Below are 26,184 nucleotides of genomic sequence, written 5' to 3'. Positions count from 1 at the left end.
GGCGGCTTCGCCTTACCCGACCGACAAAAACCTCGAATCGTAGGCCGGGTAAGGCGAAGCCGCCACCCGGCAAAAGCCGCACTATCCGTTCACACGAACCGGTGCCGTCGCCCCTTCCAGCCACGAACGCGCATCGCTGTTCACCCGTGGTGACAGCGCCTCACGCACCTGCTGGTGATACGCATCCAGCCACGCTTTTTCCTGTTCGCTCAACAGATCCAGCTCGACCTGGCTTAAATCAATCGGGATCAGCGTCAGCGAGGCAAATTTACAGAATCCCGGACGGCTCTCCACTATCTCCACCTGGTTTTCAATGCGAATCCCGTGGCTATCGCCCAGATAATATCCCGGTTCAATCGTCATGATATTACCCGCCACCAGCGGCCACGGGTTGACCTTTTTGGCGATGCGATGCGGGTTCTCATGGATCAGAAGCTGATGCCCCACGCCATGCCCTGTGCCGTGATCGTAATCCAGCCCCATCTCCCACAGCGGACGACGCGCGAAGGCATCCAGCTGATGCCCCTGAGTGCCAGAGGGGAACTGCAGGGTAATGAGCGACAGAAAGCCTCTCAGCACGGCGGTGTAGTGCAGGCGCTGTTGCGGGCCGACCTTACCCCATGCCAGCGTGCGCGTGGCGTCGGTGGTGCCATTAACGTACTGACCGCCGGAATCGTTCAGGTAAAAATGATCATGGCCGATGGGCTTGTTGCTGGCCTCGCTCGAATGATAGTGGCACATCGCCGCATTGCTCGAAGAGGCGGAGATGGTCGCAAAGCTTTGCTCGATAAACCCGGGCTGCTGTTGACGGAACGCGAGCTGCTGCGCCTGCACTTCCAGCTCGGTGAGCGGATTTCCTGCCGCCTCGCGCAGCGGCACTTCGCGGCTCAGCCAGGCCAGGAAGTTGACCCAGGCGGCACCGTCCTGGTGATGGCACGCGCGATACCCAGCCAGCTCGATCGGGTTTTTGGTGGCCTTCATCAGGGTGATGGGATCGGTTCGCCAGACAATCTCTCCCCGGGGTTCGATGGCAAAGCGCAGGGCGACCGGAGCGGAATCGGCATCAACCATCACCCGTTTGCCTGCAGCAATCTGCTGACAGCGTTCGATGAAGGCGTCCTGCGGCGCAATGGTAAACGCATTGCGCACGTCTTCAGGCAGGGCGCCGAGCTTGTTGTCGTTTACAAACCACTCAACGTGGCCGTCACGACTCAGCAGGGCAAATGAGAGCGGTACCGGACTGGTTGGGATATCTGAGCCCCTTACGTTGAGCAGCCATGCAATGTTATCCGGCAGCGTAACGGCCAGATAATCAGCATTGTTCGCGGCCAGCACGGCGGCAACGCGCTGACGTTTGTCCTCGCTGCTTTCACCGCTTACTTCAACCGGCATTTCACGAATAAGCCCCGCCGGTGCGGCAGGGCGATCGGTCCATAAGGCGTCAAACGGCGAAACCTTCAGCGGTACCAGCCTGCACGGCGTGGCGGACAGTTGCTCAAACTCCGTATTGGTCATCAGCAGTGCGTCAAAACCGATGCGCGTGCCTGCCTCCACGTTTTCTGTCAGCCATTCAGCCAGCGGCTCGTTGTGCAGGTGGTGAATTTCAATCTCGTCCAGATTCACCTGAACGCGGGCCTGCACCTGATAGCGCCCGTCGACGAACAGCAGCGCTTTATCCTTCAGTACCAGCGCGACGCCGGCAGAACCGTCAAAGCCCGTCAGCCAGGCCAGCTTTTCGTCACAGGGCGCGCAGTATTCGCTCTGCCACGCATCCGCACGCGTGACGATCATCCCGTCGAGATGGCTGGCCTCAAGCCAGTGGCGCAGGGCAGAGAGCGGAGATGTGCTGGACATGGTTATTCCTTATCGTTATTAGCGGAACGGCGGCTCGTTGAAGGTGCGCAGCTTGCGGGAATGCAGCCTGTCACCTTCCGCCCGAAGCAGGTCGATGGCGCGAATGCCAATTTGCAGATGCTCTGAGATGGCCCCTTCATAGAAACGGTTGGCCTGGCCCGGTAGCTTAATTTCGCCGTGCAGCGGCTTATCGGAGACGCACAGCAGCGTGCCGTACGGGACGCGGAAGCGATAGCCCTGTGCGGCGATGGTGGCGCTCTCCATATCAATGGCCACCGCGCGGCTCAGGTTGAACCGCAGCGCGGAGGCGGAGTAACGCAGCTCCCAGTTGCGGTCATCCGTCGTGACGACCGTACCGGTGCGCAGGCGCTGTTTCACCTCTTCGCCCGGCATGCCGCTGACCGCTTTGGTGGCGTCATACAGCGCACGCTGTACTTCGGCGATGCTCGGGATTGGGATATCCGGCGGCAGCACCGCATCCAACACGTGGTCGTCGCGCAGGTAGGCGTGGGCGAGCACGTAATCGCCAATCAGCTGGCTTTCACGCAGGCCGCCGCAGTGACCAATCATCAGCCACACGTCCGGGCGCAGCACCGCCAGATGGTCGCAGATGGTTTTGGCGTTCGAGGGGCCGACGCCAATGTTAATCAACGTAATGCCCTGACCGTCGGCGGTGATCAGGTGCCAGGCAGGCATCTGATGCTTTTTCCATGCCAGATCGGAGATGGCCTGCTCGGGGGCTTCGGTCTCTGCGGTGATCCAGATCCCGCCCGCGCAGGAGAGTGCAATATACGGGCTTTCCGGGTCGAGGATCTGGCTGCATCCCCAGCGGACAAACTCGTCGACGTAGCGGGTGTAGTTGGTAAAGAGCACGAACGGCTGAAAATGTTCAGCGGGCGTACCGGTGTAGTGGCGCAGTCGCGCCAGGGAGAAATCGACCCGGCGGGCATCAAAGTGCGACAGAGGAGAAAATTCTGCCGGGTGATAAATCCCGTCGGCGGTCTCATCGCCAATCTGCGACAGTTCCGTCGTCGGGAAGTGGCGGGTCAGCCCCGCGCTCATGGAGCGGTCAAGGGTTAACGCCGAACCGTCAATTACGTACGGATAGGGGATCTCATGCTGCGAGGGCTCCACGGCAATGTGCGCGCCGTAATCCTGGTACAGCAGCGTGAGCTGCTCTTCCAGATAGGGGCGGAACAGCGCAGGGCGGGTGACGGTGGTGCTGTAGCAGCCGGAGTGGGTAAAACGGGCGTAGGCGCGGGTTTTTGGCGTCGTGCTGGCGCTGCCGTCCCAGGTCACAGAGAGCGATGGATAAACAAAAAGGCCCTCGTTTCTGGCCTTTTGGTCGGGAAGTTTCCCTGTTTCGATATATTCGCTGATGGCGCTGCGCAGCGCATTGACGGACTGTTCATACAGCGCGTCGAGTTTTTCCAGCGCCTGAGCCGGGGTCAGGCTGGAGCCCTTATTATTCATCTCTGTCTCCTTGTTCCACAGGTGTGCGACTCTACCCGATAGTATGTCACACGCCTGTGAAACAAAAGGGCGATCAGGTGTGGCGGGGCTCTTTCATCACCAGGGCCGTCGCAGCAGAGAGCAGGCAACCGGCCAGCAGATAAATCGCCACGCTGTGCCAGTTCCCGCCGGAGAAGGTCACCAGCGCGGCGGCAATAAATGGCGTAAACCCGCCGCCGACCACGCTTGCGACCTGGTAGCCCACGCCCGCGCCGCTGTAGCGGTAGCTGGCGCCGAACAGTTCGGTAAACATCGGCTGCTGGACGCAGACCACCATGTCGTGAGCGACGTTGGCGAGCATGATGGCGAAGAAGACAATCCAGAAGATCGACTGCGCCTCCAGCGCCATAAAGAATGGCCAGGCGCTGAGGGTGCCCACCAGCGCCCCGGTGATATAGACGCGACGGCGGCCAAAGCGGTCCGCCAGCCAGGCGAAGCAGGGGATGGTCAGGCAGCTGATCCCGCCAACCACCAGACCGATATTCAGGAACAGTTCACGCGGCAGGCCGAGGTTCTGCGTCGAGTAGTTCAGGGCAAACGCCGTGACGATATACATCGTCAGCAGTTCACACAGGCGCAGGGCAATAATTTTCAGAAAAGCGCCAGGATGCCGGACGAGTGCCTCCATGACCGGCAGCCTTTTTTTGACGGCCGGTTTTTCCTGCTGCTTTTCGAACTCTGCCGACTCCTCCATGCCGTTACGGATCCACAGCGCGGCGATGACCAGCACGATGCTGAAGATGAACGGAATGCGCCAGCCCCAGCTCAGGAACTGCTCGTCGGTGGTGAGCTGGCTGATCAAGGAGACCAGCCCGGTAGAAAGGAGCAGACCCACGCCGTATCCGACCTGCACGCCGCTGCTGTAAAACGCTTTCTTATTTTTGGGCGCGCTCTCAACGGATAGCAGCGCCGCGCCGCCCCATTCACCGCCCACGGCGAAGCCCTGAATCGCCCGTAATGTCACCAGCAATGCCGGCGCCCACCAGCCAATCGCGGAAAACGACGGGAGAATGCCAATCAGCGCCGTAGCGATCCCCATCATCCAGACGGTAAGCATCAGCATGCGCTTGCGGCCGAGGCGGTCGCCAAAGTGGCCGAAGATCACCCCGCCCAGCGGGCGAAACAGAAAACCGACGCCGAAGGTGGCAAACGCGGCGAGGGTGCCCATCGCGGGGCTGACCTGCGGAAAAAATTCGCGGTTAAACACCAGCGCGGCGGTAATGCCGTAGAGCAGAAAATCATACCAGTCGACGACGGCACCTGCGAAGCTGCCGAGTGCGGCGCGGCGGGCACGATTGAGCGAAGGTGTCTCCTCGTTGGGATGTGTGGAGGTGAGAGTGGAGTCCATAGTTGTCCTGTCTGCACTGATTTTTAATTATTGGTATAAGAAAAGGTCACTCACATAGCGGCCGTCATATAAACGGAACCTATGAGACTACCGCGACAGGGGGCCTGTGCAAACTGATTTTATTTCCTGATGGGTAATGCAAAACGGCTACGCTATGCTTACTAAAGAGCGAAGCGACTGAGGAAGGGAATATGTGTCGTAAAATGGCGTTGGGCTGTCTTGCTGCGTTACTCATCAGCCAGAGCGTGCAGGCGGTGAGCTATCCTTTACCGCCGGCGGGCAGTCGCCTGGTGGGGAGCTCGCAGGTCATTACCGTGCCGGATCATAATACGTTACCGCTTGAGGCGTTTGCCGCGCAATACGGGCAGGGGTTGAGCAATATGCTGGAAGCGAACCCGGGCGTGGATCCTTTTTTGCCCAAATCCGGCACCCGGCTGGTCATTCCCCGGCAGCTGATTTTGCCCGACACCGTTCGCGAGGGGATTGTCGTTAACGTGGCGGAAATGCGTCTCTATTATTACCCGCCGGGCAGCAATACCGTTGAAGTGCTGCCCATCGGCATCGGTCAGGCCGGGCGCGAAACCCCGCGTAACTGGGTAACGGCGGTTGAACGTAAGCAGGTGGGACCCACCTGGTCTCCGACGCCCAATACGCGCCGTGCCTATGCGGCAGAGGGAAAAACGCTGCCTGCCTTCGTGCCCGCCGGGCCGGATAACCCGATGGGGCTGTATGCGATCTATATCGGCAGGCTGTATGCCATACACGGCACAAACTCCAATTTCGGCATTGGGCTGCGGGTGAGCCAGGGCTGTATTCGTCTGCGGAATAACGACATCAAATACCTTTTCGATAATGTTCCCGTCGGCACCCGCGTACAGCTTATCGATCGGCCCGTTAAAGTCACCACGGAACGGGACGGCAGCCGCTGGGTGGAGGTTCACGAGCCGTTATCGCGTAACCGCGCGGAATTTGAATCGACCCGGAAAGTGCCGCTGCCGATATCGGCCGCGCTGCGGACAGAGTTGATCAACGAGGGTGCAGGTGCTGAGCTGGAACGGCGGTCAGGGATGCCGGTGAAGCTCGGCAATTGAGGACATTTTCGCCGGGTGGCGGCGTTGCCTTACCCGGCCTACGATTCGAGGTTTTTGTCGGTCGGGTAAGGCGAAGCCGCCACCCGAAATTTTACCCAACGCAGAAAAGCAAAAAGCCTGCTTTAAAAGCAGGCTTTTCAAATTTGGCTCCTCTGACTGGACTCGAACCAGTGACATACGGATTAACAGTCCGCCGTTCTACCGACTGAACTACAGAGGAATCGTGTGAACGGGGCGCATATTATCGACCTGCGTTCACCTTGTCAAAGGGTGGATCGCCGCCTTTTGATCGTTTGCTGACAAAATCGGCAAAGTGCTGTTTTTGACAGCGGAATGCACCGCTTTGGTGCGGATATACCTCTAATGGGGCAGATCATAAACTGCTGTTTCGGTAATAAAACCCCCCTCCATGATTAGGTTTCCTTATTTTCAGGCGCTTAGCGCCCAATTCAGACCGCCTGGTAAAAGTGGCATTCATATTGCAAAACCTGTTCAACAACGACAGCCGGTTCCGGCACAGCATTTCGAACAGGGGGCAAAATGAACTTAAGACGACTGAAATACTTCGTAAAAATCGTCGATATCGGCAGCCTGACTCAAGCAGCAGAAGTGCTGCATATCGCGCAGCCTGCGCTGAGCCAGCAGGTGGCTACTCTGGAAGGCGAGATGGATCAGCAGCTGTTGATCCGCACCAAACGCGGCGTCACGCCAACGGAAGCCGGAAAAATTCTCTATACCCATGCGCGCACGATTCTGCGCCAGTGCGAGCAGGCGCAGCTGGCGGTGAATAACGTGGGCCAGACCCTGAGCGGACACGTTTCTATTGGCCTGGCGCCGGGAACGGCCGCGTCCTCTATTACCATGCCGCTGCTGCAGGCCGTTCGCGCTGAGCTGCCTGAAGTGCTGGTGTACCTGCACGAAAACAGCGGGTCCGTACTGAATGACAAGCTGCTCAACGGCCAGCTGGACATGGCGGTCCTTTACGATCGCTCCCCGGTGGCCGGTATTACCAGCCAGCCGCTGCTGAAAGAAGATCTCTACCTCGTGGGCACCCGCGACTGTCCGGGCCAGAGTGTCGACCTTACCGCCGTGGCAGAGATGAACCTCTATCTGCCGCGCGACTACAGCGCCGTGCGCGTGCGCGTGGACGAAGCGTTCTCCCTGCGCCGCCTGACGGCCAAAATCATCGGCGAAATTGACTCGATCTCCACGCTGACCGCAGCCATTGCCAGCGGCATGGGCGTCACCGTGCTGCCGGAATCCGCCGCGCGTTCGCTGTGCAGCGCGGCGAACGGCTGGATGGCGCGGATCACAACGCCTTCCATGAGCCTGCCGCTCTCGCTGAACATGTCCGCACGCGGTTCGCTGTCGCCACAGGCGCAGGCGGTAAAAGAGATTCTGATGTCGCTGGTCAGCAAGCCATCGCTTGAGAACCGTGAACTCCAGCTCGTGAGCTGATATTCCATAAAAGCATAAGATGCTGGTTTTTATTATTTGTTCTGCAGCTCGGCTGACTCTAACAATAGAGCTATGTCAGATGCGCCGGAGTGAATCGTGAATTTCCAGCAACTTAAAATTATCCGTGAGGCGGCCAGGCGGGACTACAACCTGACCGAGGTCGCCAATATGCTTTATACCTCTCAGTCAGGCGTCAGCCGCCATATCCGCGAGCTGGAAGAGGAGCTGGGCATAGAGATCTTTATCCGTCGCGGCAAGCGGCTGCTCGGCATGACGGAGCCGGGTAAGGCATTGCTCACCATCGCTGAGCGGATCCTCAACGAGGCCAGCAACGTGCGTCGCTTGGCGGATCTCTTCACCAATGACGCCTCTGGCGTGCTCACCATTGCCACCACCCATACCCAGGCGCGCTACAGCCTGCCGCCGGTGATTAAGGCGTTCCGCGAACTTTTTCCGGAGGTGCGTCTGGAGCTTATCCAGGGCACGCCGCAGGAAATTGAAGTGCTGCTGCAAAACGGTGGGGCGGATATCGGTATCGCCAGCGAACGCCTGAGCAACGACCCGCTGCTGGTGGCGTTCCCCTGGTTCCGCTGGTATCACAGCTTACTGCTCCCGGTCGATCATCCGCTGAATCAGGTCTCTCCCCTGACGCTGGAAGACGTTGCCAAATGGCCGCTCATTACTTATCGCCAGGGGATCACGGGACGCTCGCGTATAGATGAAGCCTTCAATCGTAAAGGGTTAACGCCCGACATCGTGCTGAGCGCGCAGGACTCTGACGTCATCAAAACCTACGTCGAGCTGGGTCTGGGTATTGGCCTGGTGGCGGAACAGTCCAGCGGAGAACGCGAGGACGGGAACCTGGTGCGTCTTGATACGCGTCATCTGTTTGACGCCAACACCGTATGGCTTGGCCTGAAGCGCGGACAGCTGCAGCGTAACTATGTGTGGCGCTTTATCGAGCTCTGCAACGCCGGGCTGTCGGTGGATGAGATTAAACGCCAGGTGATGGAGCCGGAAGAAGTGGCGATTGATTATCAGATTTAGGTGCGGGTTTGCCCGGTGGCGAGTGCTTACCGGGCTCGCCACTTAGCTGAATGGGTATTTTCTAAAGACCGCCTGTGATTCGAATGATTTGGCAAGCGACTGGATCGAGCTTAACTCCGCTGCACTAACGACGTGCTGGATCATCGGCTGCATAAACGTCCATACAACCGTGCTGGTAATGGCACCTGATTGGGCACTGTGGTGACCGGACGCGCCTGCAGTAATCTATTTCTTCAGTATCTTACCGTAAGGGTCAGTATTACTGACATATGGTCAGGTTGCCGCTGTATATCCAGCGCAGATAAGGAAGTACTTTCATGTCGGATTTCCCACCCATTGTCAGTTTGCGAAGCTTTGAAGCCGTCGCCCGTCTTGGCTGCGTGATGCTGGCGATGGTGCCGTCATTAGGATGACACTGGTTATTACCGCAACTGGCTCGTTTACGGGCGAAATATCCGCTTATCACCCTGCGGATCCAGGCCAGCGCCTGCAGCAGGAAGGGATAGATATCGCGATACGGATGGGGCAGGGAAACTGGGAAGGGAGCGAAAGTCATTATCTTTTTTCCGATGAGCTCATTGTGGTGGCCGCACCGGGCTATAACGACGGCGTGCTGTCCGCTACGCCGTCTGACATTGCAAAAAGTGATCTTATTTTTTCCATGGAATCGTGGAAAACGTGGTGCATGAATGCGGGTCTTGAGAAAGAGATCGTGCCTGGCGGCGAGCGGTGAGTGCTGTGGAAAGTAACCAACCCTAATGAGCGAATCAGGGGCTGGGAGGGAGTGACTTATTATTGGAATTAGGGACATGCTGCTGCATCAATTCAACGATCCAATCAATAAAAACGCGCAGTCTGGCGTTGACGTGGCGGTTAGGCGGAAATGCCAGGTACAGGGACATTGGCTTAATACGCCAATGTTCGAATAGCCGAATCAAGGAACCACAAGCCTGATGCGCTTCTGCCATATAGACCGGCAGCGCAATCACGCCTAACCCGGCTAACCCAGCTTCGAGGTAAGCATTGCCATCATCCACGGCAAGGACATAGCTGCCCGTGATGTCAATATGTTCACTCTCACTGCGCAGTACCAGAGGATCAATCTTACCGGTGCGCGAGGACAAGAACCCTACAATGCGATGGTCGGTGTTTTCCAGCTCTCGCGGGTGCGCCGGGGCGCCGAGGCGTTCCACATAGCTCGGTGCGACGTAAACACCGATGTGCAAATCGCCGACATGGTGTGCGATCAGGGACTGGTCGTTGATTTCGCCACCGCGCAGGACGCAATCCACGTTGTCGCCGATCAGGTCCACCACCCGGTCGCTCACGCCCATATCGAACTGGATATCCGGGTAGCGTGCGTGAAAAGCCGGTAGCGCCGGCACCAGGATGAGGCGGGCCAGCGGACTGGGCACGTCTACCCGTAGTCGTCCCCTGGGCGTCATCGTCGCGCTGGACAGGCTGTTTTCAGCATCTTCCATGTCCGCCAGCAGGCGGATGACGCGTTCGTAGTAGACCGCGCCATCGGGGGTCACACCGAGCCTGCGGGTGGTGCGATGGAGCAATTTGACGCGCAGGCGCGCTTCCAGCTGCTGAATGAGCTGCGTCACCGTGGTTTTGCTCATATGAAGCGTTTGGGCAGCCTTTGTGAAGCTACCTGCCTCAACCACGCGAGCAAAGGCGCGCATCGCGTCGAAACGATCCATCCCTTATCCTCTCTTTTCACCGATTGTTTGGATATTACAAACAATGATGGACAAAGTCGCTTGTTTATCCGCCCGAACCTGCACCTGTAAAGTGTCTTTATGTTCAACGGGCTGATTTTGCCCTATTGCAAAGGTACAAACATGGCAGCACGCGAAGCAGTTTTCCCCTCCGGTCGTCAGGCGCTCTATGAGCGCAATCGGTATTCACCTGCCATCAAATCTAACGGCTTCCTTTTTGTTTCGGGGCAGGTGGGTAGCCGCGAGGATGGTTCGCCTGAACCCGATCTGAGAGCGCAGGTCAGGCTGGCCTTCGATAATCTTAATGCTGTCCTCGCGGCTGCGGGCTGCACGTTCGCTGACGTGGTTGACGTGACCCTCTTTGTCGTCGATCCCGAGTCAAACCTCGACGCTATCTGGAGTATCCTGCCAGAATATTGGGGTGAAGCGCCTTACCCTACCTTGACCGGGATCGGCGTGACGTGGCTGTACGGATTTAAGTTTGAGATTAAGGTGATTGCCAGGCTGGATGCGATTCAGAGTTAACTTCAGAGATGCAGTCCCGTAGGTCGGGTAAGGCGAAGCCGCCACCCGACAATTTTACCCGACGCAGAAAAGCAAAAAGCCTGCTTCAAAAGCAGGCTTTTCAAATTTGGCTCCTCTGACTGGACTCGAACCAGTGACATACGGATTAACAGTCCGCCGTTCTACCGACTGAACTACAGAGGAATCGTGTGAACGAGGCGCATAGTAGCGACCTCAGTTCGCCTTGTCAAAGGGTGAAATCGCGCTTTTTGTTCGTTTGCCGACAATTTCAGCAAATCGCTGATTTTATAGTAAATTTGCTTCGAAATTACACAGCAAAATGCGCCGCCCGCAGGCGGCGCTGAGGATTAGAACAGAACGGAGTAGTTCAGACCAAACGTCCGTCCACGGCCTTTATAGGTATACAGACCCGGTGCACCGTAGGTTGGGCTATACAGCCCCGGCGCGCGCTGGCCCCAGGCGGTGGTGTAGTCTTTGTCCAGCAGGTTCTCCACGCTGAAGCTGACTTTACCCACCGGCAGGGCGTAGCTGCCCAGGAAGTCGACCGTGTTATAGCCATCGATCTTCTTGCCGTCGGCGTCAGAGACGTCAAAGGTCTGCGTGCTCTGCACGCGCAGGGTCCAGTCGCCCGGCGCCCAGTTGACCCACGCGCTGGCTTTCGACGGGCTGGCGCTGTCTACCGTCAGCTTCTCCCATTTCCCGTTTTCGCGGGTTTCCGACTTAATGGCGTTAAAGTTCGCGCCCGTGCTCCAGTCGCTGTCGGTGAAGAAATAGTCCACCTGACCTTCTACCCCGTAGATACGACGCTTGTCGTCTTCCAGGTTGATGGTCATGTCCGTCTTGTTGATGGTGATGGTTTTATCCGAGAGCGAGTAATACGCCGCAACCTGGGTGCGCAGGTTATCCCCGGTGTAGCGCCAGCCCAGCTCATAAGCGTTGACCTTGATACCGTCCAGCTTCGAGTCGTTGACGTTGACGCTGTTCAGCAGGCGATAGTGACCGTTGCTGAGCTGATAGGTCCCGGAGCCGTAGTACTTCGCCAGGTCCGGAATTTCGAAGCCCTGGGAGAAGTTAAACCACACCTGCTGCTGTTCGGTCAGGCGACCGAGGATCCCGGCGTTAAACAGGAAGTTGTTGTAATCGGTTTTCCCGCCCGGCACCGCGTCAGCGGAGGTGGCTTTCCCGGTAGCGATGGCCTGCTGCTGGGTGTAACCGACAAAGTCGTCCACCTTGTTCTCGGTGTACTGGTAGCGCACGCCGCCGCTCAGGGTGATGGCGTCAATATCATAGCTGGCCTGCAGGAACGGGGCGAGGTTGGTGATGCTGTAACCCGGGTAGCGGCCCACGTTGTAGGCGTTATCCAGCTCCATGCCGCCACTTGCCGCAGCTTTTTTCAGGTTGAAGAACTGCTGGTTGGCATCGAAGGTTTCGTGGTCGGCATCCATACCCCAGGTCAGCGTCAAATCGTCCACCGGCTTGCTGTTCAGCGTCAGCTTGCCGCCGTAGAAATCGGTTTTCTGCTGCGACGCGCCGATGCTGGTGACCACGCCTTTGGTCAGGGTCGGGAACGGATAGTAGGTCAGGCTCTCGTCGCGATAGTAAATCTGCGCGACCAGATCCTGGCCCCAGAAGTCGGTATTGGAGTACTGCAGGTTAATCAGATGGCGCTCGGTACCCGGCACGCGGTCAGAATCGAGGTTACCTTTGTTGTAGGCGGTCGCATCCCCCGTTACCGCCGAGAAGTTCTTTCCGAGATACAGCCCATGCTTGCCGTCGGACTCGCTCTTGTAGTACTGGGTCGTCAGCTGCAGCTGCTGATGATCGTCGATGTTGAGGGTGCCTGTTCCCATCACATCGATACGGTCGGAATACTGTAAGCCGGTCTGGGTGTTATCAATAATCACCTCATCGCCATTGCCGTCATACCAGCCGCCGTAGCGCTGATACGACACCGACAGACGACCGGACGCGTTATCGTTGCCGCCGCTGACCGCTGCCGACACGTTCTCATCGTGGTCGTTGTGGCTGTTAAACCCGCTTTTAGCCCCGGTCTGGAATTCGACTTCGGTCTCAGGCTGGCCTTTTTTGGTGACGATGTTCACCAGACCGCCGGTACTGCCGCCGCCGTAGAGTGACGTGGCGCCGGAGATAACCTCGATACGGTCAATGTTGAACGGATCGATAGAGTCGAGCTGGCGGCTGTCGCTGCGGGACGAGTTCAGGCGCACGCCGTCCACCATCACCATCATGGAGCGGCCGCGCAGGTTCATGCCGTAGTTGGTACGCCCCTGGCTGCTGACGTCCATGCCCGGAATCAGCTGCGCCAGCACTTCTTTAATCTCTTTCCCGCCCTGAACCTGCTGCTCAATTTCAGCCCGCTCGATGACCCAGGTGGTCTGCGCCATCTCCGCCACGCTGCGGTGCGCGCGGCTGGCGGAGACAACGATATTTTCTTCCTTTTGTTCTTCCGCCCACGCAGAGGTAGAAAGCATTGCAAGCAAGCAAGGATTTAAAACCCAAAGATGAGAACGTTTCATTGTTATGTTGACCCTGATTGTGTGTGTCAGTACTCGGTGGTTTTTGCTAATGATTTAAAAACCTGACTGTTCTCCGGGCTGGTGGTGCTTCGCCAGTGGATAACGCCGGGGGTGTTAGCCAGCTCAAACGGCTCGTCGGCGTGCGCGCGATTCAGAATTCGTGCCGCGCGCCAGGCCATCAGGCTGAGCTGGGGTTCGGCAATGCCGAGACGGTGCATCCCGGCATTCACGGCAAACAGGCGGTTACTCTGCGGGCCGTCCCATTCGAGGGTGAAATCGTTGTTAATGCAGAAGGCTTCGTCCGTATCCAGATGCAGGCGGTGAGACAGCGGCGCGAGGAACGCTGGCTGCACGGCGCGATAGCCGGTGGCGAAGATCACAACGTCACTCTCCAGCTGCTCTCGGCCGCCGTCGAGGTGATGCTGTATGCTCAGACGCTGTCCGTTTTCCAGGCGCGTCAGGGCCGTCACCGAGCGGGACGGCATCAGGTGCGCCCAGGGTTTTTCACGCAGCACTTCGAAGCGGTGGTACATGGCGCGGTAAATCGCCAGCAGGGACTCGGTGGTGATCCCGTCGGAGGTCATCTTCTGCTCGTGCAACATCTGACGACGCGCCTCTTCACCGAGCGTGGAGAAGCTGTCCACGTACTCCGGCGTGAAATACTCGTTAGCAAAGGCGGCTTCATCCAGCGCGTTGTAGTTGTTGCGCCGCGAGACCCAGTTCAGGCTCAGCGGCTGGCCCCATTCGCCGCGGAAAATATTCAGGAACAGGTCGGCACCGCTCTGGCCGCCGCCGACGACGGTAACGCGCTTGCCCGCGAGATCCGGCGTGCGCAGCATCATCTCGCTGGCGTGGAAGCAGCTATCGTCCTGCGTCGTGACGCAGTCCGGCAGGTTGATCTGCTTACCGATCCCCACGCAGACGTGGCGCGCCAGGAAGCGATCGCGCTGGGTCACTACCTCAAACAGGCCGCTTTTCTCATCAAAGCTCACCTGCTGTACCTGCTGGCTGAAGGCGAGGTTGGTGAGGTTGTCCGCCGCCCAGCACAGGTAGTCGGCAAACTCCTCCCGTGAAACGGTGCGCTGCTCGGTGGTCAGGAAGCGGTAGAATTTTTTACGCTGCACCAGGTAGTTCAGGAAGCTGTGGCGGTTGGTCGGCTCCACGGCGCTGACCAGATCCTTCAGGAAGCTGGTTTGCATGTGGCAGTCCGGCACCATCATCCCCGGGTGCCAGGAAAAGTGCGGTTTGCGCTCAAGAAACAGCGAGCTAAAGCCGTCCAGCTCTTCTGCGAGGGCGGCGATGCTAAGGTTAAACGGGCCGATACCAATGCCGATGAAATCATAGGTTTTCATTGCGCGGACTCCCGGGAGGCCAGAAAAAGAGGGTTATCAAGGTCGGTGACGTAGTTCGGCAGCATGCGGCTGCCGCCGTCGTGTTCGGAGAAGGTCAGTTTGACCGGGTTGAGGATCACCCGAATAATTTGCGGCTTAAACAGGTCGAACGTCGCGAAGCGCTCGGCAAGCTCGGGGTGCGCGGCCATATAGCGGTGCAGAACGCCGGCGAGGATCTGATAGAAACGCGTTTCGCTGACGCCGCTTTGCAGCGTGAGGCGCGAGATAAAGCGCAGCACCGTCACGAAGTTGCCGGTTTGCAGATCGTGGATGATGTAATCCGCGCTCAGGCGCGCCGTGACGGCCTTCACCTGTTTCGGCAGGCTTTCCGTCTGCGGGAAATCTTCATCCACCAGGCGCATATCGCCCTGGAAATCCTTCAGCAGGATGCGCTGCGGGATAGAGTCTTTCATCACCAGCGTCACGTTCTGGCCGTGGGCAATCAGCGCCACGCCGTAGCGGCAGAGCAGGTGATAGAACGGGATCACCGTTGCCTCAAACAGCTTTTCCAGCCACGCGTCGGCGCTTAGCCCGGAACGGCTGATCCACGCGTCAATCAGCGGGCGTCCGGCGTTGTCGGTTTCCATTAGCGCCGCCAGCAGCACCGCCTGTTCGCCATCCTGCAGATAGCAGGACGGGTTCTCGCGCCAGATCACCCCCAGCATCTCCTGATAGCGGTACGGCGCTTTCGGCAGCGCCGCATAGCCCGGATGCGACAGATATCCGGCGGCGGGTTCGCCAAGCACCTGTGCGCCAGAGCGGGCAAGCGTAGCGTCGGCGACAAACTGCTGCTGCAACCAGCGCGAGGCCAGCGGCCCGGCGGCAATGTATTTGCCCGGAATACCGCGATAGCAGGAGGTGTTGTAGATCGTCAGCGGAAGCTTGATGTCAAACGGCGCGCGACGGCTGGCGTTGGTGAGCGTGCGCAGAGACTGCTGCGCCAGGTACTCATCGCCAAACTCGCCCAGCTCAACCATCTCACCGCGCGCCAGCTGCGGCAGGAAATGAATGGCGATCTTCTGCTGCCACTGCCACGGGTGCAGCGGCACCGGCAGCCAGCTCTCGTCGAGGCCCAGCGCCTGCCAGCGGGCGTCAAAGCGGGCGCGCTCGGCGTTGTCCATGGCGCTCGCCAGCAGGGCGCTGATATCGCAATCGGCGTCGCTGCTCCAGACCAGATGCTCTCGCTGAACGGCAACCCAGTGCAGACGAAAACGTCCGCGGTACTCCGGTGCGTACTGGCGCAGCGCGTCCAGCCCCCAGCCGCGGCGACCTTTGTTGAAAATAAACTTCGGGTGACCGCGCATCAGGCACTGTAATTCGTCCGGATCGAGGTGGATCAGCGCGTCCGCATCCAGCGCGTCACGCGCCTGCAGCAGCTGCATGTCGCCGCGCAGCGTGGCGTAGAGGTCCTCCATGTGCTCTGCCGTTTGCGCGTCGCTCATCTCCAGCACCGTCGCCAGCTGCAGCAGCGCGCTTTCCGCTTCGACGGCATCGCCGCTGGCGGTGGTCAGGCTGTCCGGGTCGATATGCAGCCAGCCCCAGATCCCGCGCGTGGCGCGAAACTGCCAGGACGCGTTGCCCATGGCGATGCGCCAGCCGTCCGACGAAACCGGCTCGGCGAGCAGGGTGCGCTCGTATTCCAGCTCGGCGAGGATCTTCGCCACCATCTCGCGGTTCACTTTTTCCCAGAGCGCGTTCACAGGCCCACCTCGCTGAAGAAGCGGTGACGCTGGCTCATAATGAGGCGCGAGCGTTTATGCGGGAAGTCGAACTCTTTCACCGTGTCAAAACCGGCAGAGGAAAGGTGACGGAACAGGCGCTGGTTGTCGAAGCGCGGCTCGGCCACGATGCGCGTGGTGCGCGGTTCATCGAGATACAGGTAGTGGCTCAGACCGCGCAGCCAGCTGCGGATGTACTGCGCGCCGCGCCAGTTCTCTTCGCCCACCAGCATGTGCAGCCCGCGGTCAAACGGCTGCCAGCGGTAGTGGCGGCCAATGCGGTCTTCCGGTGCCCAGTAGAGTTCAAAATAGCCAAACGGTTGATCGTCGAAGCAGCCGATAACCGGGTAGCAGTAGGTCGAGTCGAGCTGACGGCGCAGGTAGTTTTCCTGCTCGGCCTGCGGGCCCGCCATCTCCCAGAAGGCGTTCACGCGCGGGTTATTCATCCAGCGGGTAAAACGCTCGCCGTCCAGCGCCACGTCGGCCACGCGGAAGCTGAGGGTACGCTTAATTTGCGGATCGTAACGGCGATACACCTCACCCTGCGGGCGGCGAGGGCGCAGCGGGAAGTACAGTTGACGGCTCTCGTCAAACTGCATTCCGCCGCTCGCCTGCGGGCGTTCGCCCTTCAGCCACAGCGGCAGCTGCCAGAAGGCGTCGCGCGCCAGATAATCACCGTGGGCCAGGCCAAACAGCGCCTGCGCCTGGGGTTCATCCTGCCAGTCCGCCCACGGCAACGTAATGCCGGTCAGCGCGGGGGCGGCCACAAACAGCTGATCCAGGGCTTCCACCAGCCAGCCGTCCGGGATCCCCTTCAGACGCTCCAGCACCGCGCTGCCGTCGAGACCCAACGCCAGCGGCAGGGCGCGATCCGTTGCGGTGCAGTGAAAGCCGTAGCCGGAATGGACGATATTCGCGATAGCCATCACGTCTTCTCCTTGTAGAACGGGTTGCTAAAGTCGAAATAGATCACCGCCGGATCGGCGATGGTGTTTTCATTGCGATCGTGCAGGTAGCAGAGGAAGTTGCCTTTGCAGTTCCAGGTCGGGCTGTCGAGCACGTAGTCGAGGCAGCGGGTCTGCTTCGCCGTGCGGCGCAGTTCTGCCAGCGCGTCGCGCACCCGGGACATCAGACTCTCCTCGCTGTCAAAACCGGCGGCAGCAAGGGCGGCGGTGACGGCAAGGGTAGAGTTCAGCAGCAGGTAGTAAGGGAAGTAGCGCAGCAGCTGGCTCTCGCCAAAGCGGTTTTCCACCTCAGTTTCGCCCGCCTCTTTCAGCCACGCGTCGGCGCCTTCGGTCCACGCGCTGCCCTGGCAGTCGCGGTAGATCAGCCCGACCGGGAAATCCTGCTGCATCTCAACGAGGATATTTTGCTGGTGCGCCAGCAGGACCAGACCGTAGTCCGCCTCGGCGCTGAACAGCGGAAGCAATACGCGGTCGCAGTAGGCGTCCAGCCAGCAGCGGGCGGCCTGGGCGAGCGGGAGATCAAGACGCTGGCTCAGACGGCGCACCGCCGCGGCGAGCAGGCTGTCACCGCCGTCCGGCGCGGCCTGCGTCAGGCTCACCAGCACGTTGGTCTGGGTGTCTGGCGTATCGAACAACAGATTGACGCGCAGGGCCATCAGGCTCTCTTCCTGAACGACACCGCTGTCATCGCGCAGTCCCGCCCAGCCGTCTTCCTGCATCACGCGCATGGTCGGGTAGCGTGCCTGTAAATCCTGCCAGCGTTCCGTTTTTGCCAGACGCGCCAGGCGCATGCCGCGCTTCACCTCTTTCACCGACAGCGTGCGCACGGAGTTGGTCAGGCGCACGCTGAGGGAGAACTTAATCATGTCGCTGTTGGTCTCGCTGTACAGCGAGCGGGAGGAGCTGGTGGGCAGCCACTGTGCGCCCGCTTCACCCAGGTCCTGCAACGAACCGTTTTCCGCCAGACGCTGGCACCAGTCCTGCTCCAGCAGAAAGTCGGCCTGCCACGGGTGCATCGGCAGCAGCCAGCGGGTGTCGGTAAAGTGGCCGAGCAGCTCGGGCGCGCTCTGGGCCGCAAAGCGCAGCAGACGCTCACGCAGGGAAACGTTCAGGCTGTCGCCGGCAACGAGCGTGCTCTCAACGGCAAACCAGCGCAGCGGGAAGCGGGAGGCGAAATCGGGCAAATAGCGGCGCGCCTCGGCTTCGTTGAACGGCTCGTGGGACTTCGGTGCCGGGTGAAACGCATGGCCGACCAGCAGCGCCTGTTCCGCTTTAGCAAACGTCAGCGGCTTATCGCGCAGGGTTGCCCAATTGTGGCGTAAATCAATCGCCTGCCAGGTGTGGGCATGGCTTTCGAGAACGCGCTGCTTAAAACGCACCAGCGTATCGGCATCCAGCGAGCCTTTTATGGACGGTTTTTCAAGAATTAAATCAAGCAGTTGAGGGAAAGTGACGGCGTCACCCCTGTCGCTGTTGCTCTGAATCCGCGTTGCCGGGAAACGGTACTGATGATGCTGGGTGGGTGAGAAATAGCGTACCGGCACCCGAAGCGCCTGGGTTTGGGAAAGCGGGATATGGATCTCAGATAGTGCATCCGCATCGGTAGCGGGGAGATAGCGCCAGTCCTTCGTTTCACGCAACAGGGCGTTTAAAAAGCACTGGGCTGCAACGTCTGTACCGGCGGCGCGGAGCAGAGCACGCATAGATGTACCTCATTCCATGATTGATAATAATTCTCGTTATGATATTCATTCTGTTTACACTCGCAACCATTTTTGCAATATTTGTTTTCATAAACTTCATAATTTCCACACATTTATTGACACTATGTTCACATTCTCATGCGCGCTGACTCTGAAACCTTGACGGAAAACGTCACTTCAAAAGCTAACTGGCCCCTGGCGCTATCTGCGGGGTTACTGGGCATCGGGCAAAACGGTTTGCTGGTGATGCTCCCGCAGCTGGTCACCCTGACCGGGCTGTCACTCTCGGTCTGGGCCGGGCTGTTGATGTTTGGATCCATGCTCTTTTTACCGGCCTCGCCCTGGTGGGGGCGTCAGAGCGAGCGGAAGGGGTGTAAGTCCGTCATGCTGGCCTCGCTAAGCGGCTATCTGGCCAGTTTCGTCGTGATGGCGCTGGTGGTCTGGGCGATGGCGGCCGGAAGGCTGGATACGGTCTGGGGGCTGGCGGGGCTTATATTCTCGCGCCTGCTCTACGGACTGACGGTCTCGGGGCTGGTGCCTGCGGCCCAGACGTGGGCGATTCAGCGTGCGGGGCTGGAGAAAAGAATGGCGGCGCTGGCGACGATAAGCTCCGGCCTCAGCTGCGGGCGTTTGCTCGGCCCGCCGCTGGCGGCGCTGATGCTCAGCGTTAATCCGGTGGCGCCGCTCTGGCTGATGGCGGTTGCGCCGCTTCTCGCTCTGCTGCTGGTGCTTCGCGAAGTCGCTGACCCGCCGCTGCCGCCGGTAGCCCACCAGGCAACCCGCCTGCAGGCCTCCATGCTGCCGTTCCTGCTGCTGGCGCTGCTGCTGGCGGCGCTGGTGAGCCTGATGCAGATTGGCCTGTCACCGCATCTTAGCCCGTTGCTGGACGGTAACGCCCGGGAGATCAGCCATCATGTCGCGCTCCTGCTGAGCCTGGCCGCGCTGGCCACGCTCGCGGCACAGTTTCTGGTGGTCCGCCCGCAGCATTTCAGCCCGGTGACATTGCTTTGCATCGCGGCGGTGCTGATGGTGGCCGGGCTTGGGCTGATGGCTGTCGCCGGTTTAGCGCTGTTCTACGTGGGGATTGTTATCACGTCACTCGGGGCGGCGATGGCCACGCCGGGCTACCAGCTGCTGCTGAACGATCGGCTAACCACGGGGAAAGGGGCGGGCGTCATCGCCACCAGCCACACGTTAGGCTACGGCGTCAGCGCGCTGATGGTGCCGGTCGTGACGCGCTTTTACGGGGAGCAGTCTTTAACGGTGGCCGCGTGGGGAATGGCATTGCTGTTTTTAGCCCTGAGCATAGGGGTATGGTCAACCGAGCGTACCCCTGCTGAAAAAGCTTAATGAAACTGGCGGGACGAATGCCCGCCGGACGCTTCATTCTGCCGCAGGCGCTGTAGCGGATCCTGCTGATAAAACTGGCAGAAACGTTGCCAGAGGGCCGGGAAACGGGGCGCGAAGAGCTCGGGCGCGCTGAAGAAGTATTCGGAGAGCACCGCAAAGCACTCAGCCGGGTCGGTTGCCGCATAGGCGTCAATGCTGGCCGCGCTTTCGCCCACCAGGTCTATTTCATCCTGGATGTTATCCATCGCCGCGTGCAGGTCGTGCTCCCAGCCCGCGACCTCGCGAAGCGGGATCCGCGGGACGCCGCTGGCGCGATCGCCGTTGCGGGTATCCAGCTTGTGCGCCACTTCATGGATAATCAGATTAAAACCGGAGGCGTCGAACGAGTCCTGAATATCGAGCCAGTTGAGGATTATCGGCCCTTGCTGCCAGCTTTGTCCGGACTGCACCACGCGCTGGTTATGCACCAGCCCAATATCGTCCTGCCATTCATCATCCACCACGAACGGCGCGGGATAGATAAGCACTTCGTGGAAACCGTCCAGCCACTCAATGCCGAGTTCAAGCACCGGCAGACAGAAAAGCAGCGCGATGCGGGCGTTTTTCAGGGGATCGAGTTCAAACCCCTGCAGCGGCACCAGGCGCTTTTGCTGTAAAAAACGATCCGCCAGCTGAACCAGTTTCGATTGTTCATCCGGGTTTAGATTAGCCAGAACAGGGATCGTCAGCGCGTCATCCCATGGCAGCGCCACATCCCGGCCAGCCTCATTCGTTTTCCAGGGCCACTTTATCATCGCTTTGCTCGCAAACTCGTCACTTGAACAAAAATGGGAAAGTCAGATTCGGTTAAGATGCCAGAATATCGCCTGCTGCGACAAATCCAGCCTGAATAAACTATCATTTCGTACGTAGCGGTGGGTAGCGGTTTGCGGGCATCACCTTCATTTTGTGAAGTCTGTCGTAGCCTTTATCCGCAGGTGGGGTGAATAAATCAGTACGGTATTGAAAAGATGAGCGATTTCAAAGGTAACAAGCAGGACCTGCCCAGTCGACTGTGTGTGCACTGCCAGCGGCCCATGACGTGGCGCAAGAAATGGGCGAAATGCTGGAATGAGGTTAAATACTGTTCTGAGCGCTGTCGCAGGAGCCACCGTTGACGGAGCTACGTCTGATCCTGGGCGATCAGCTTAATCCTCATCACAGCTGGTTTGATACCTGCAGTCCGAACATCATTTACGTGATGCTGGAACTCCGGGCAGAAACCGCCTATGTGCTTCATCACGCCCAGAAAGTTATCGCTATCTTCGCCGCCATGCGCGCGTTTGCCTCTGCATTAAAGGAGAAGGGGCATCGGGTGAGGTATGTCCGGCTCTCTGATGACTCAAACCGCGGCGCGCTGGAAGACAATCTCAACGCGCTTGTCGCGCATTACGGCGCGGGCAGGGTGATATGGCAGGAGCCCGACGAATGGCGTCTTGATACGCAGCTGCAGGCATGGGCGAAGACGGTCTCCGTTGAAACGGCCTGCGTCAGCAGCGAGCATTTCTTCACCACTCGGGAACAGGTCAGCGCGTTCTTTGCGTCACGCAAAAGCTGGCGAATGGAGTACTTTTACCGGGAAATGCGTCGTCAGCACGGCGTCCTGTTGACGTCAGCAGGCGAGCCGGAAGGGGGGAAATGGAATTTCGATGCTGAAAACCGCAAGCGCTGGTCCGGCGAGCCTCCCGCGCCTGGGGACGCGCGTCCCTGCCACGATCGTTCCGCCTTATGGGCGGAGATCCAACGCTGCGGCGTAAAGACCTTCGGCGAACCGCAGGCCGACAATTTTCGCTGGCCGCTCAACCGTTCTGAAGCCAAAGCCAGGCTGGATGAATTTATCACGCACGTGCTCCCGCAGTTTGGAAACTGGCAGGACGCGATGCACACGGAGGAACCTTTTCTTTTCCATTCGTTAATTTCGTTTGCGCTGAACACAAAGATGCTTAATCCGCGGGAAGTGGTTGCCGCCGCCCAGCAGGCGTGGCGTTTAGGCCACGCGCCGCTGCCTGCCGTCGAAGGGTTTATCCGGCAAATTCTCGGCTGGCGGGAGTATGTGCGCGGGATCTACTGGTCGCAGATGCCCGGCTATCGGGAACTGAATGCCTTAGACCAGCACGCCCCGCTGCCGGACTGGTTCTGGACGGGCAAGACGCAGATGCGCTGCCTGGCGCATGCCGTTGGGCAGTCGCTCACCGAGGCTTACGCCCACCATATCCAGCGCCTGATGGTCATTGGAAACTTTAGCCTGCTCAGCGGCCTGTCGCCGCAGGCGGTTCATGAATGGTATCTGGGCGTCTATATTGACGCCTTTGAGTGGGTGGAACTGCCCAATACCCTCGGCATGAGCCAGTTTGGCGATGGCGGGTTGCTGGCCAGTAAACCCTACGTCTCAAGCGCGTCATATATTCATAAGATGAGTAATTACTGTCAGGGGTGCCGGTATCAGCACAACCAGCGTACCGGAGAGCAGGCCTGCCCCTTCAATGCCCTTTACTGGGACTTCTTTGCGCGCAATCAGGCGCGTCTCGGTAACAATCCCCGCCTGGGCATTGTCTTTAAACAGCTTGCGGACATGACGGAAGAGGATCGGCAGGCCATTGCTGACCGCGCCGGGTACGTCCGCCTGCATCTCAACGACCTCTGATCGGTATTTCAACGCCTGGCCGGTTGCGGCAGGTCAATAAGACGCTATTATTTTTGACTTTGTTGCGTATTCCCTGACAGGACATCCAGACGCTATGCCCGTGAATTTTGACCTTAACGATCTTTATGCTTTCAGAGCGTTAGTGGAATACGGTAACTTCCGTGTCGCCGCTGAATCTATCTGCTTATCCCAGTCGGCGCTGAGCCGCAGGATTGAAAAGCTGGAAGCCGCGCTGGGAAACAGGCTGTTCGATCGCACCACCCGCCGCGTGGCGCTGACGCTCTACGGGCAAAACTTTGCCGAGCGCTCTGCGCAACTGCTCGACAGCGTGGAGTCAATGCTGGCGGATGTCGATAAGGCCAGCGAAGAGCGGACGGGGCTGATCGCGGTTGCCGCGGTCCCTTCCGCAGCCTGTTACTTTATGCCCGACGTGATCCGGCGTTTTCAGTCTCGGTATCCGCGCGTTCGCATCAAGCTCATCGACAGCAGCGCGGGGAATGTGATTGACGCCGTGGCCCGCAGCCAGGCGGATTTCGGCATCTGCTTCGCAGGAAACCTGCCGTCTGAAATCGAGTTTTTCCCGCTGGTGGAGGATGTCTACGTCGCGGCGTGCCGAAAGGATCACCCCGTGGCGCAGAAGAGTCACCTGACGTGGCAGGCGTTTTACCAGCAGGATTATATCTCCCTCGATAAAACGTCAGGTAACCGTAACCTGCTCGATCGGATGCTGGGGGATATAGTTCCCGGGCGCCCCAGCGTCTGCGAAACGCGTCACGTCACCACGATGCTCGGTATGGTAGAGGCGGGGATTGGCATCGCTGCCGTTCCCGCCATGTCAATGCCGACCTCTGAGCACACGCTGTTGACGCATCTGCCGCTGGTGGCGCCGGAAGTGAAACGCACCGTTGGGCTTATCCGGCGCCGGGGGCGCATCCAGTCTTACATTGCGGCTGAACTGGAAAAGCAGATCACCGAGCAGTATCGCCGGACGTAACGGGGATCATCCCCGTCTTCTCGATGACGGCGCGTGAGGGCGGTGAGGCGAGATAGGTCAACAGCGCTTTCCCCTCGTCAGGGTGTTCAGCGTGACGAGTGACCGCACCCGCGAAGCGCGTGATGTATTGCACATTGTCAGGGATTTTCCCGACAAAGGTCACGCCCTGAACCGGCAGAAGCTCGCTAACCTGCTGGAAACCGACGGCGTATTTTCCTTTAGCCACTTCCGACGCGACCGGAATGCGCTCGACCATTGTCGCTTTATCGGCGACCTCCTTTTCAATGCCCAGCTTTTTGAACAGCCCCTGGCTGACGTACCTGCCGCTGGCGCTATCAGAGTAGGCGATGGAGCTGGCCTGCAGCAGCGTTTCACGCAGTTTCGCGTCGCTGCTGATGTCCGGTATATCCGCTCCTTTTTTTACCACCATGCCAACGGGAGAGTCCGCAAGTTCCGTTCGCGAACCCGGCCGGGTCTGGCTGGCCTTTTCGAGCTTCTCCAGCGCATCACCCACCATAATCACCACGTCGGCCTTCTCGCCGCGCGCGAGCCGGTTTGGGATCGCCTGCGGCGTATTGCCCATTGAGGGGCCGGGGATGACCACAATTTTATCCCCGGTCTGGCGTTCATACTCGGGCGCCAGCTTTTCCAGGGCGGCTTTGAAACCGCCGGAAATCATGACCTTCACGTCCTGCGCGCAGGCACTCACGCTCAGGAACATCAGCACCAGCGCGCTGGCGGTATAGCGAGACGTGCGTTTCATGCGGCCCCCTGTGACTTGACGATATTTTGCAGCGACATCGCACGACGGCGGTAGAGGTAGAGCGTTGCCAGCAGGGCACATACCGCAGCGAAGCTCATCCAGTAGCCCGGCGAGGCTTTGTCACCGGTGTATTCAATCAGCGCGGTGGACATCACCGGGGTAAAGCCACCGAACACCGCCGTTGCCAGGCTGTAAGCCAGAGAGAACCCTGCTACGCGGACTTCAGCAGGCATAATTTCCGTCAGCGCCGGGATCATCGCGCCGTTATAGAGGCCGTAGAGGAAGGAGAGCCACAGCAGCACGCTCAGCATCATCGAGAAGCTGGGCGCGTTCGCCAGCAGCGTCAGGGCCGGGTAGCTGGTCGCCAGCGCCAGCAGGGTCATGGCAATCAGCACCGGCTTGCGGCCAAAACGGTCCGACAGGGCACCGCCCACCGGCAGCCAGATGAAGTTAGAGATCGCCACCAGCAGCGTGACCAGCAGGCTGTCTGACGCGCTCAGCATCAGCACCTTTTTGCCAAAGGTGGGCGCATAAACGGTGATCAGATAAAAGGCCGTGGTGGTCATCGCCACCATCAGCATGCCCGCGACCACCACCTGCCAGTTCGCGAGCAGCGTTTTAAAGACCTGGCGCATCTCCAGGTGATGGCGGCGCGCGCTGAACTCTTCCGTCTCCTCCAGCTTGCGGCGCAGGAAAAAGATAAACGGCACGATTAAACAGCCGAACAGGAACGGGATGCGCCAGCCCCATTCGCGGATGGCGCTCTCTTCCAGCACCGCGTTCAGCGCAAAGCCCATTGCGGCGGCGACCATAATGGCGACCTGCTGGCTACCGGACTGCCAGCTGGTGTAAAAGCCCTTGCGGCCCGGCGTGGCGATTTCAGCCAGATAGACCGACACGCCCCCAAGCTCCGCGCCGGCGGAAAAGCCCTGCAGCAGACGGCCCGTCAGCACCAGCAGCGGCGCCCACAGACCGATGCTTTGATAAGACGGAATCAGCACGATCAGGAAGGTCCCCGCCGCCATGATGGAGAGCGTGACAATCAGCCCCTTTCTGCGCCCCACCTTGTCGATATAGGCGCCAAGCACGATGGCGCCGATTGGACGCATCAAAAAGCCCGCGCCGAAGACGGCGAAGGTCATCATCAGCGACGCAAATTCACTGCTCGCCGGGAAGAACGTGTGGGCGATGTAGGTGGCATAGAAGCCGAACAGAAAGAAATCGAATTGCTCAAGAAAGTTGCCGGACGTGACGCGAAGTATCGCGCCCGCCTTCGAACGTACGGTTGCAGGTGAGGTTGAGGAAAACATGGTTATCTCCAGTTTATTGTTGACGTTTTACGCGTCTGTTTCTGAAAACTGGATCAGGACGAGGAAAAGGATAAGCGCAAATGCCGCATCGACTGATGCATTTCTTGCATGAATATAATCCGGCGAATAAATACCATTAATGGCAACAATAACTTAACAAAATGTTGGCTTTTTATTCACCAATATTATGTAAGTCTCTGATATTACGATT

20 protein-coding genes, 2 tRNA genes and 1 pseudogene are annotated in these 26,184 nt (G+C 59.1%); 9 read left to right on the top strand and 14 right to left on the bottom strand.

The genetic code is table 11. The annotated features are described in order from the left end of the window. Nucleotides 1-81: 81 nt before the first annotated feature. The 3 genes from FHC48_RS15575 to shiA all read right to left on the bottom strand — a co-directional run bounded on the left by FHC48_RS15575 (nucleotide 82) and on the right by shiA (nucleotide 4,714). Nucleotides 82-1,854 (bottom strand): aminopeptidase P family protein, encoded by a 1,773-nt coding sequence (locus FHC48_RS15575; RefSeq protein ID WP_119312147.1) that lies wholly within the window; start codon nucleotides 1,852-1,854, stop codon nucleotides 82-84. A gap of 18 nt (nucleotides 1,855-1,872) precedes the next feature. After that, nucleotides 1,873-3,327 (bottom strand): AMP nucleosidase, encoded by a 1,455-nt coding sequence (locus FHC48_RS15570; protein WP_008499471.1) that lies wholly within the window; start codon nucleotides 3,325-3,327, stop codon nucleotides 1,873-1,875. A 73-nt stretch (nucleotides 3,328-3,400) separates the two neighbouring features. Next, on the bottom strand, nucleotides 3,401-4,714 hold the full coding sequence (gene shiA, locus FHC48_RS15565) for a shikimate transporter (RefSeq protein ID WP_044596677.1): 1,314 nt from the start codon (nucleotides 4,712-4,714) through the stop codon (nucleotides 3,401-3,403). Between the two features lie 191 nt (nucleotides 4,715-4,905). On the opposite strand from shiA, the gene ldtA reads away from it, so the two are divergent. After that, nucleotides 4,906-5,805, top strand: a complete 900-nt coding sequence (gene ldtA / locus FHC48_RS15560; RefSeq protein ID WP_119312146.1) for a L,D-transpeptidase — start codon at nucleotides 4,906-4,908, stop codon at nucleotides 5,803-5,805. A gap of 144 nt (nucleotides 5,806-5,949) precedes the next feature. On the opposite strand, the gene FHC48_RS15555 is transcribed toward ldtA, so the two are convergent. Beyond that, nucleotides 5,950-6,025: transfer RNA gene (locus tag FHC48_RS15555), tRNA-Asn, on the bottom strand. A gap of 320 nt (nucleotides 6,026-6,345) precedes the next feature. Here FHC48_RS15555 and nac point away from each other — a divergent pair. The 3 genes and pseudogenes from nac to FHC48_RS15540 all read left to right on the top strand — a co-directional run. Next, nucleotides 6,346-7,263: a nitrogen assimilation transcriptional regulator NAC gene (gene nac / locus FHC48_RS15550; protein WP_008499475.1), complete on the top strand. Its 918-nt coding sequence runs from the start codon at nucleotides 6,346-6,348 to the stop codon at nucleotides 7,261-7,263. A 96-nt stretch (nucleotides 7,264-7,359) separates the two neighbouring features. Then, complete coding sequence (cbl, locus tag FHC48_RS15545) at nucleotides 7,360-8,310, top strand: HTH-type transcriptional regulator Cbl (RefSeq protein ID WP_008499476.1); 951 nt, start codon at nucleotides 7,360-7,362, stop codon at nucleotides 8,308-8,310. Between the two features lie 317 nt (nucleotides 8,311-8,627). Then, a pseudogene (locus tag FHC48_RS15540) lies at nucleotides 8,628-9,034 on the top strand (LysR substrate-binding domain-containing protein); the annotation flags it as partial. A gap of 43 nt (nucleotides 9,035-9,077) precedes the next feature. Here the strand turns inward: FHC48_RS15540 and FHC48_RS15535 are convergent. Then, nucleotides 9,078-10,016 carry a LysR family transcriptional regulator gene (locus FHC48_RS15535; protein WP_119312145.1) on the bottom strand — a complete coding sequence of 313 codons (939 nt, stop codon included), beginning with the start codon at nucleotides 10,014-10,016 and terminating at the stop codon, nucleotides 9,078-9,080. Between the two features lie 141 nt (nucleotides 10,017-10,157). Here FHC48_RS15535 and FHC48_RS15530 point away from each other — a divergent pair, with 141 nt between their 5' ends. Continuing rightward, entirely contained in the window at nucleotides 10,158-10,559 is a 402-nt protein-coding gene (locus FHC48_RS15530) for a RidA family protein (protein ID WP_119312144.1), read from the top strand. Between the two features lie 107 nt (nucleotides 10,560-10,666). Here the strand turns inward: FHC48_RS15530 and FHC48_RS15525 are convergent. From FHC48_RS15525 to FHC48_RS15500, 6 genes are all read right to left on the bottom strand, one after another. Next, nucleotides 10,667-10,742, bottom strand: a tRNA-Asn gene (locus FHC48_RS15525). 164 nt (nucleotides 10,743-10,906) lie between these two features. Beyond that, the gene (locus FHC48_RS15520; protein ID WP_023325592.1) at nucleotides 10,907-13,096 is read right to left on the bottom strand and encodes a TonB-dependent siderophore receptor; all 2,190 of its coding nucleotides are present in this window, start codon (nucleotides 13,094-13,096) and stop codon (nucleotides 10,907-10,909) included. 26 nt (nucleotides 13,097-13,122) lie between these two features. Further along, the gene (locus tag FHC48_RS15515) at nucleotides 13,123-14,448 is read right to left on the bottom strand and encodes a lysine N(6)-hydroxylase/L-ornithine N(5)-oxygenase family protein (protein ID WP_119312143.1); all 1,326 of its coding nucleotides are present in this window, start codon (nucleotides 14,446-14,448) and stop codon (nucleotides 13,123-13,125) included. Next, nucleotides 14,445-16,187, bottom strand: a complete 1,743-nt coding sequence (gene iucC, locus FHC48_RS15510) for an IucA/IucC family siderophore biosynthesis protein (RefSeq protein WP_119312142.1) — start codon at nucleotides 16,185-16,187, stop codon at nucleotides 14,445-14,447. Before iucC ends, FHC48_RS15515 begins: the two co-directional genes overlap by 4 nt. Next, on the bottom strand, nucleotides 16,184-17,131 hold the full coding sequence (locus tag FHC48_RS15505; RefSeq protein ID WP_044596671.1) for a GNAT family N-acetyltransferase: 948 nt from the start codon (nucleotides 17,129-17,131) through the stop codon (nucleotides 16,184-16,186). The genes iucC and FHC48_RS15505 overlap by 4 nt, the downstream gene beginning before the upstream one ends. Beyond that, nucleotides 17,131-18,873, bottom strand: coding sequence for an IucA/IucC family siderophore biosynthesis protein (locus FHC48_RS15500; RefSeq protein WP_119312141.1), 1,743 nt, complete (start codon nucleotides 18,871-18,873; stop codon nucleotides 17,131-17,133). The genes FHC48_RS15505 and FHC48_RS15500 overlap by 1 nt, the downstream gene beginning before the upstream one ends. A 138-nt stretch (nucleotides 18,874-19,011) precedes the next feature. Here FHC48_RS15500 and FHC48_RS15495 point away from each other — a divergent pair, with 138 nt between their 5' ends. Continuing rightward, nucleotides 19,012-20,223: an MFS transporter gene (locus tag FHC48_RS15495; protein WP_045353649.1), complete on the top strand. Its 1,212-nt coding sequence runs from the start codon at nucleotides 19,012-19,014 to the stop codon at nucleotides 20,221-20,223. On the opposite strand, the gene mtfA is transcribed toward FHC48_RS15495, so the two are convergent. Continuing rightward, the gene (gene mtfA / locus FHC48_RS15490; RefSeq protein ID WP_008499488.1) at nucleotides 20,220-21,017 is read right to left on the bottom strand and encodes a DgsA anti-repressor MtfA; all 798 of its coding nucleotides are present in this window, start codon (nucleotides 21,015-21,017) and stop codon (nucleotides 20,220-20,222) included. The genes FHC48_RS15495 and mtfA overlap by 4 nt on opposite strands. Before the next feature lie 216 nt (nucleotides 21,018-21,233). On the opposite strand from mtfA, the gene FHC48_RS15485 reads away from it, so the two are divergent. The 3 genes from FHC48_RS15485 (at nucleotide 21,234) to FHC48_RS15475 (ending at nucleotide 23,900) form a co-directional block, all read left to right on the top strand. Continuing rightward, nucleotides 21,234-21,380, top strand: a complete 147-nt coding sequence (locus FHC48_RS15485; protein ID WP_071530926.1) for a DUF2256 domain-containing protein — start codon at nucleotides 21,234-21,236, stop codon at nucleotides 21,378-21,380. Next, a complete protein-coding gene (locus FHC48_RS15480) occupies nucleotides 21,377-22,906 on the top strand; it encodes a cryptochrome/photolyase family protein (protein WP_119312140.1) in 1,530 nt (509 codons plus the stop codon). The genes FHC48_RS15485 and FHC48_RS15480 overlap by 4 nt, the downstream gene beginning before the upstream one ends. Nucleotides 22,907-23,000: 94 nt before the next feature. After that, nucleotides 23,001-23,900 carry a LysR family transcriptional regulator gene (locus tag FHC48_RS15475; protein ID WP_025913330.1) on the top strand — a complete coding sequence of 300 codons (900 nt, stop codon included), beginning with the start codon at nucleotides 23,001-23,003 and terminating at the stop codon, nucleotides 23,898-23,900. On the opposite strand, the gene FHC48_RS15470 is transcribed toward FHC48_RS15475, so the two are convergent. Next, the gene (locus tag FHC48_RS15470; protein WP_039024963.1) at nucleotides 23,875-24,663 is read right to left on the bottom strand and encodes a substrate-binding domain-containing protein; all 789 of its coding nucleotides are present in this window, start codon (nucleotides 24,661-24,663) and stop codon (nucleotides 23,875-23,877) included. The two genes, FHC48_RS15475 and FHC48_RS15470, sit on opposite strands and share 26 nt — an antisense overlap. After that, nucleotides 24,660-25,973: an MFS transporter gene (locus tag FHC48_RS15465; RefSeq protein ID WP_119312139.1), complete on the bottom strand. Its 1,314-nt coding sequence runs from the start codon at nucleotides 25,971-25,973 to the stop codon at nucleotides 24,660-24,662. The genes FHC48_RS15470 and FHC48_RS15465 overlap by 4 nt, the downstream gene beginning before the upstream one ends. Nucleotides 25,974-26,184: the final 211 nt, after the last annotated feature.

It is taken from the genome of Enterobacter sp. EC_50 (genome assembly GCF_019584525.1).
GTDB lineage: Bacteria > Pseudomonadota > Gammaproteobacteria > Enterobacterales > Enterobacteriaceae > Enterobacter > Enterobacter roggenkampii.
This window is presented reverse-complemented; position numbering and strand designations above follow the sequence as displayed.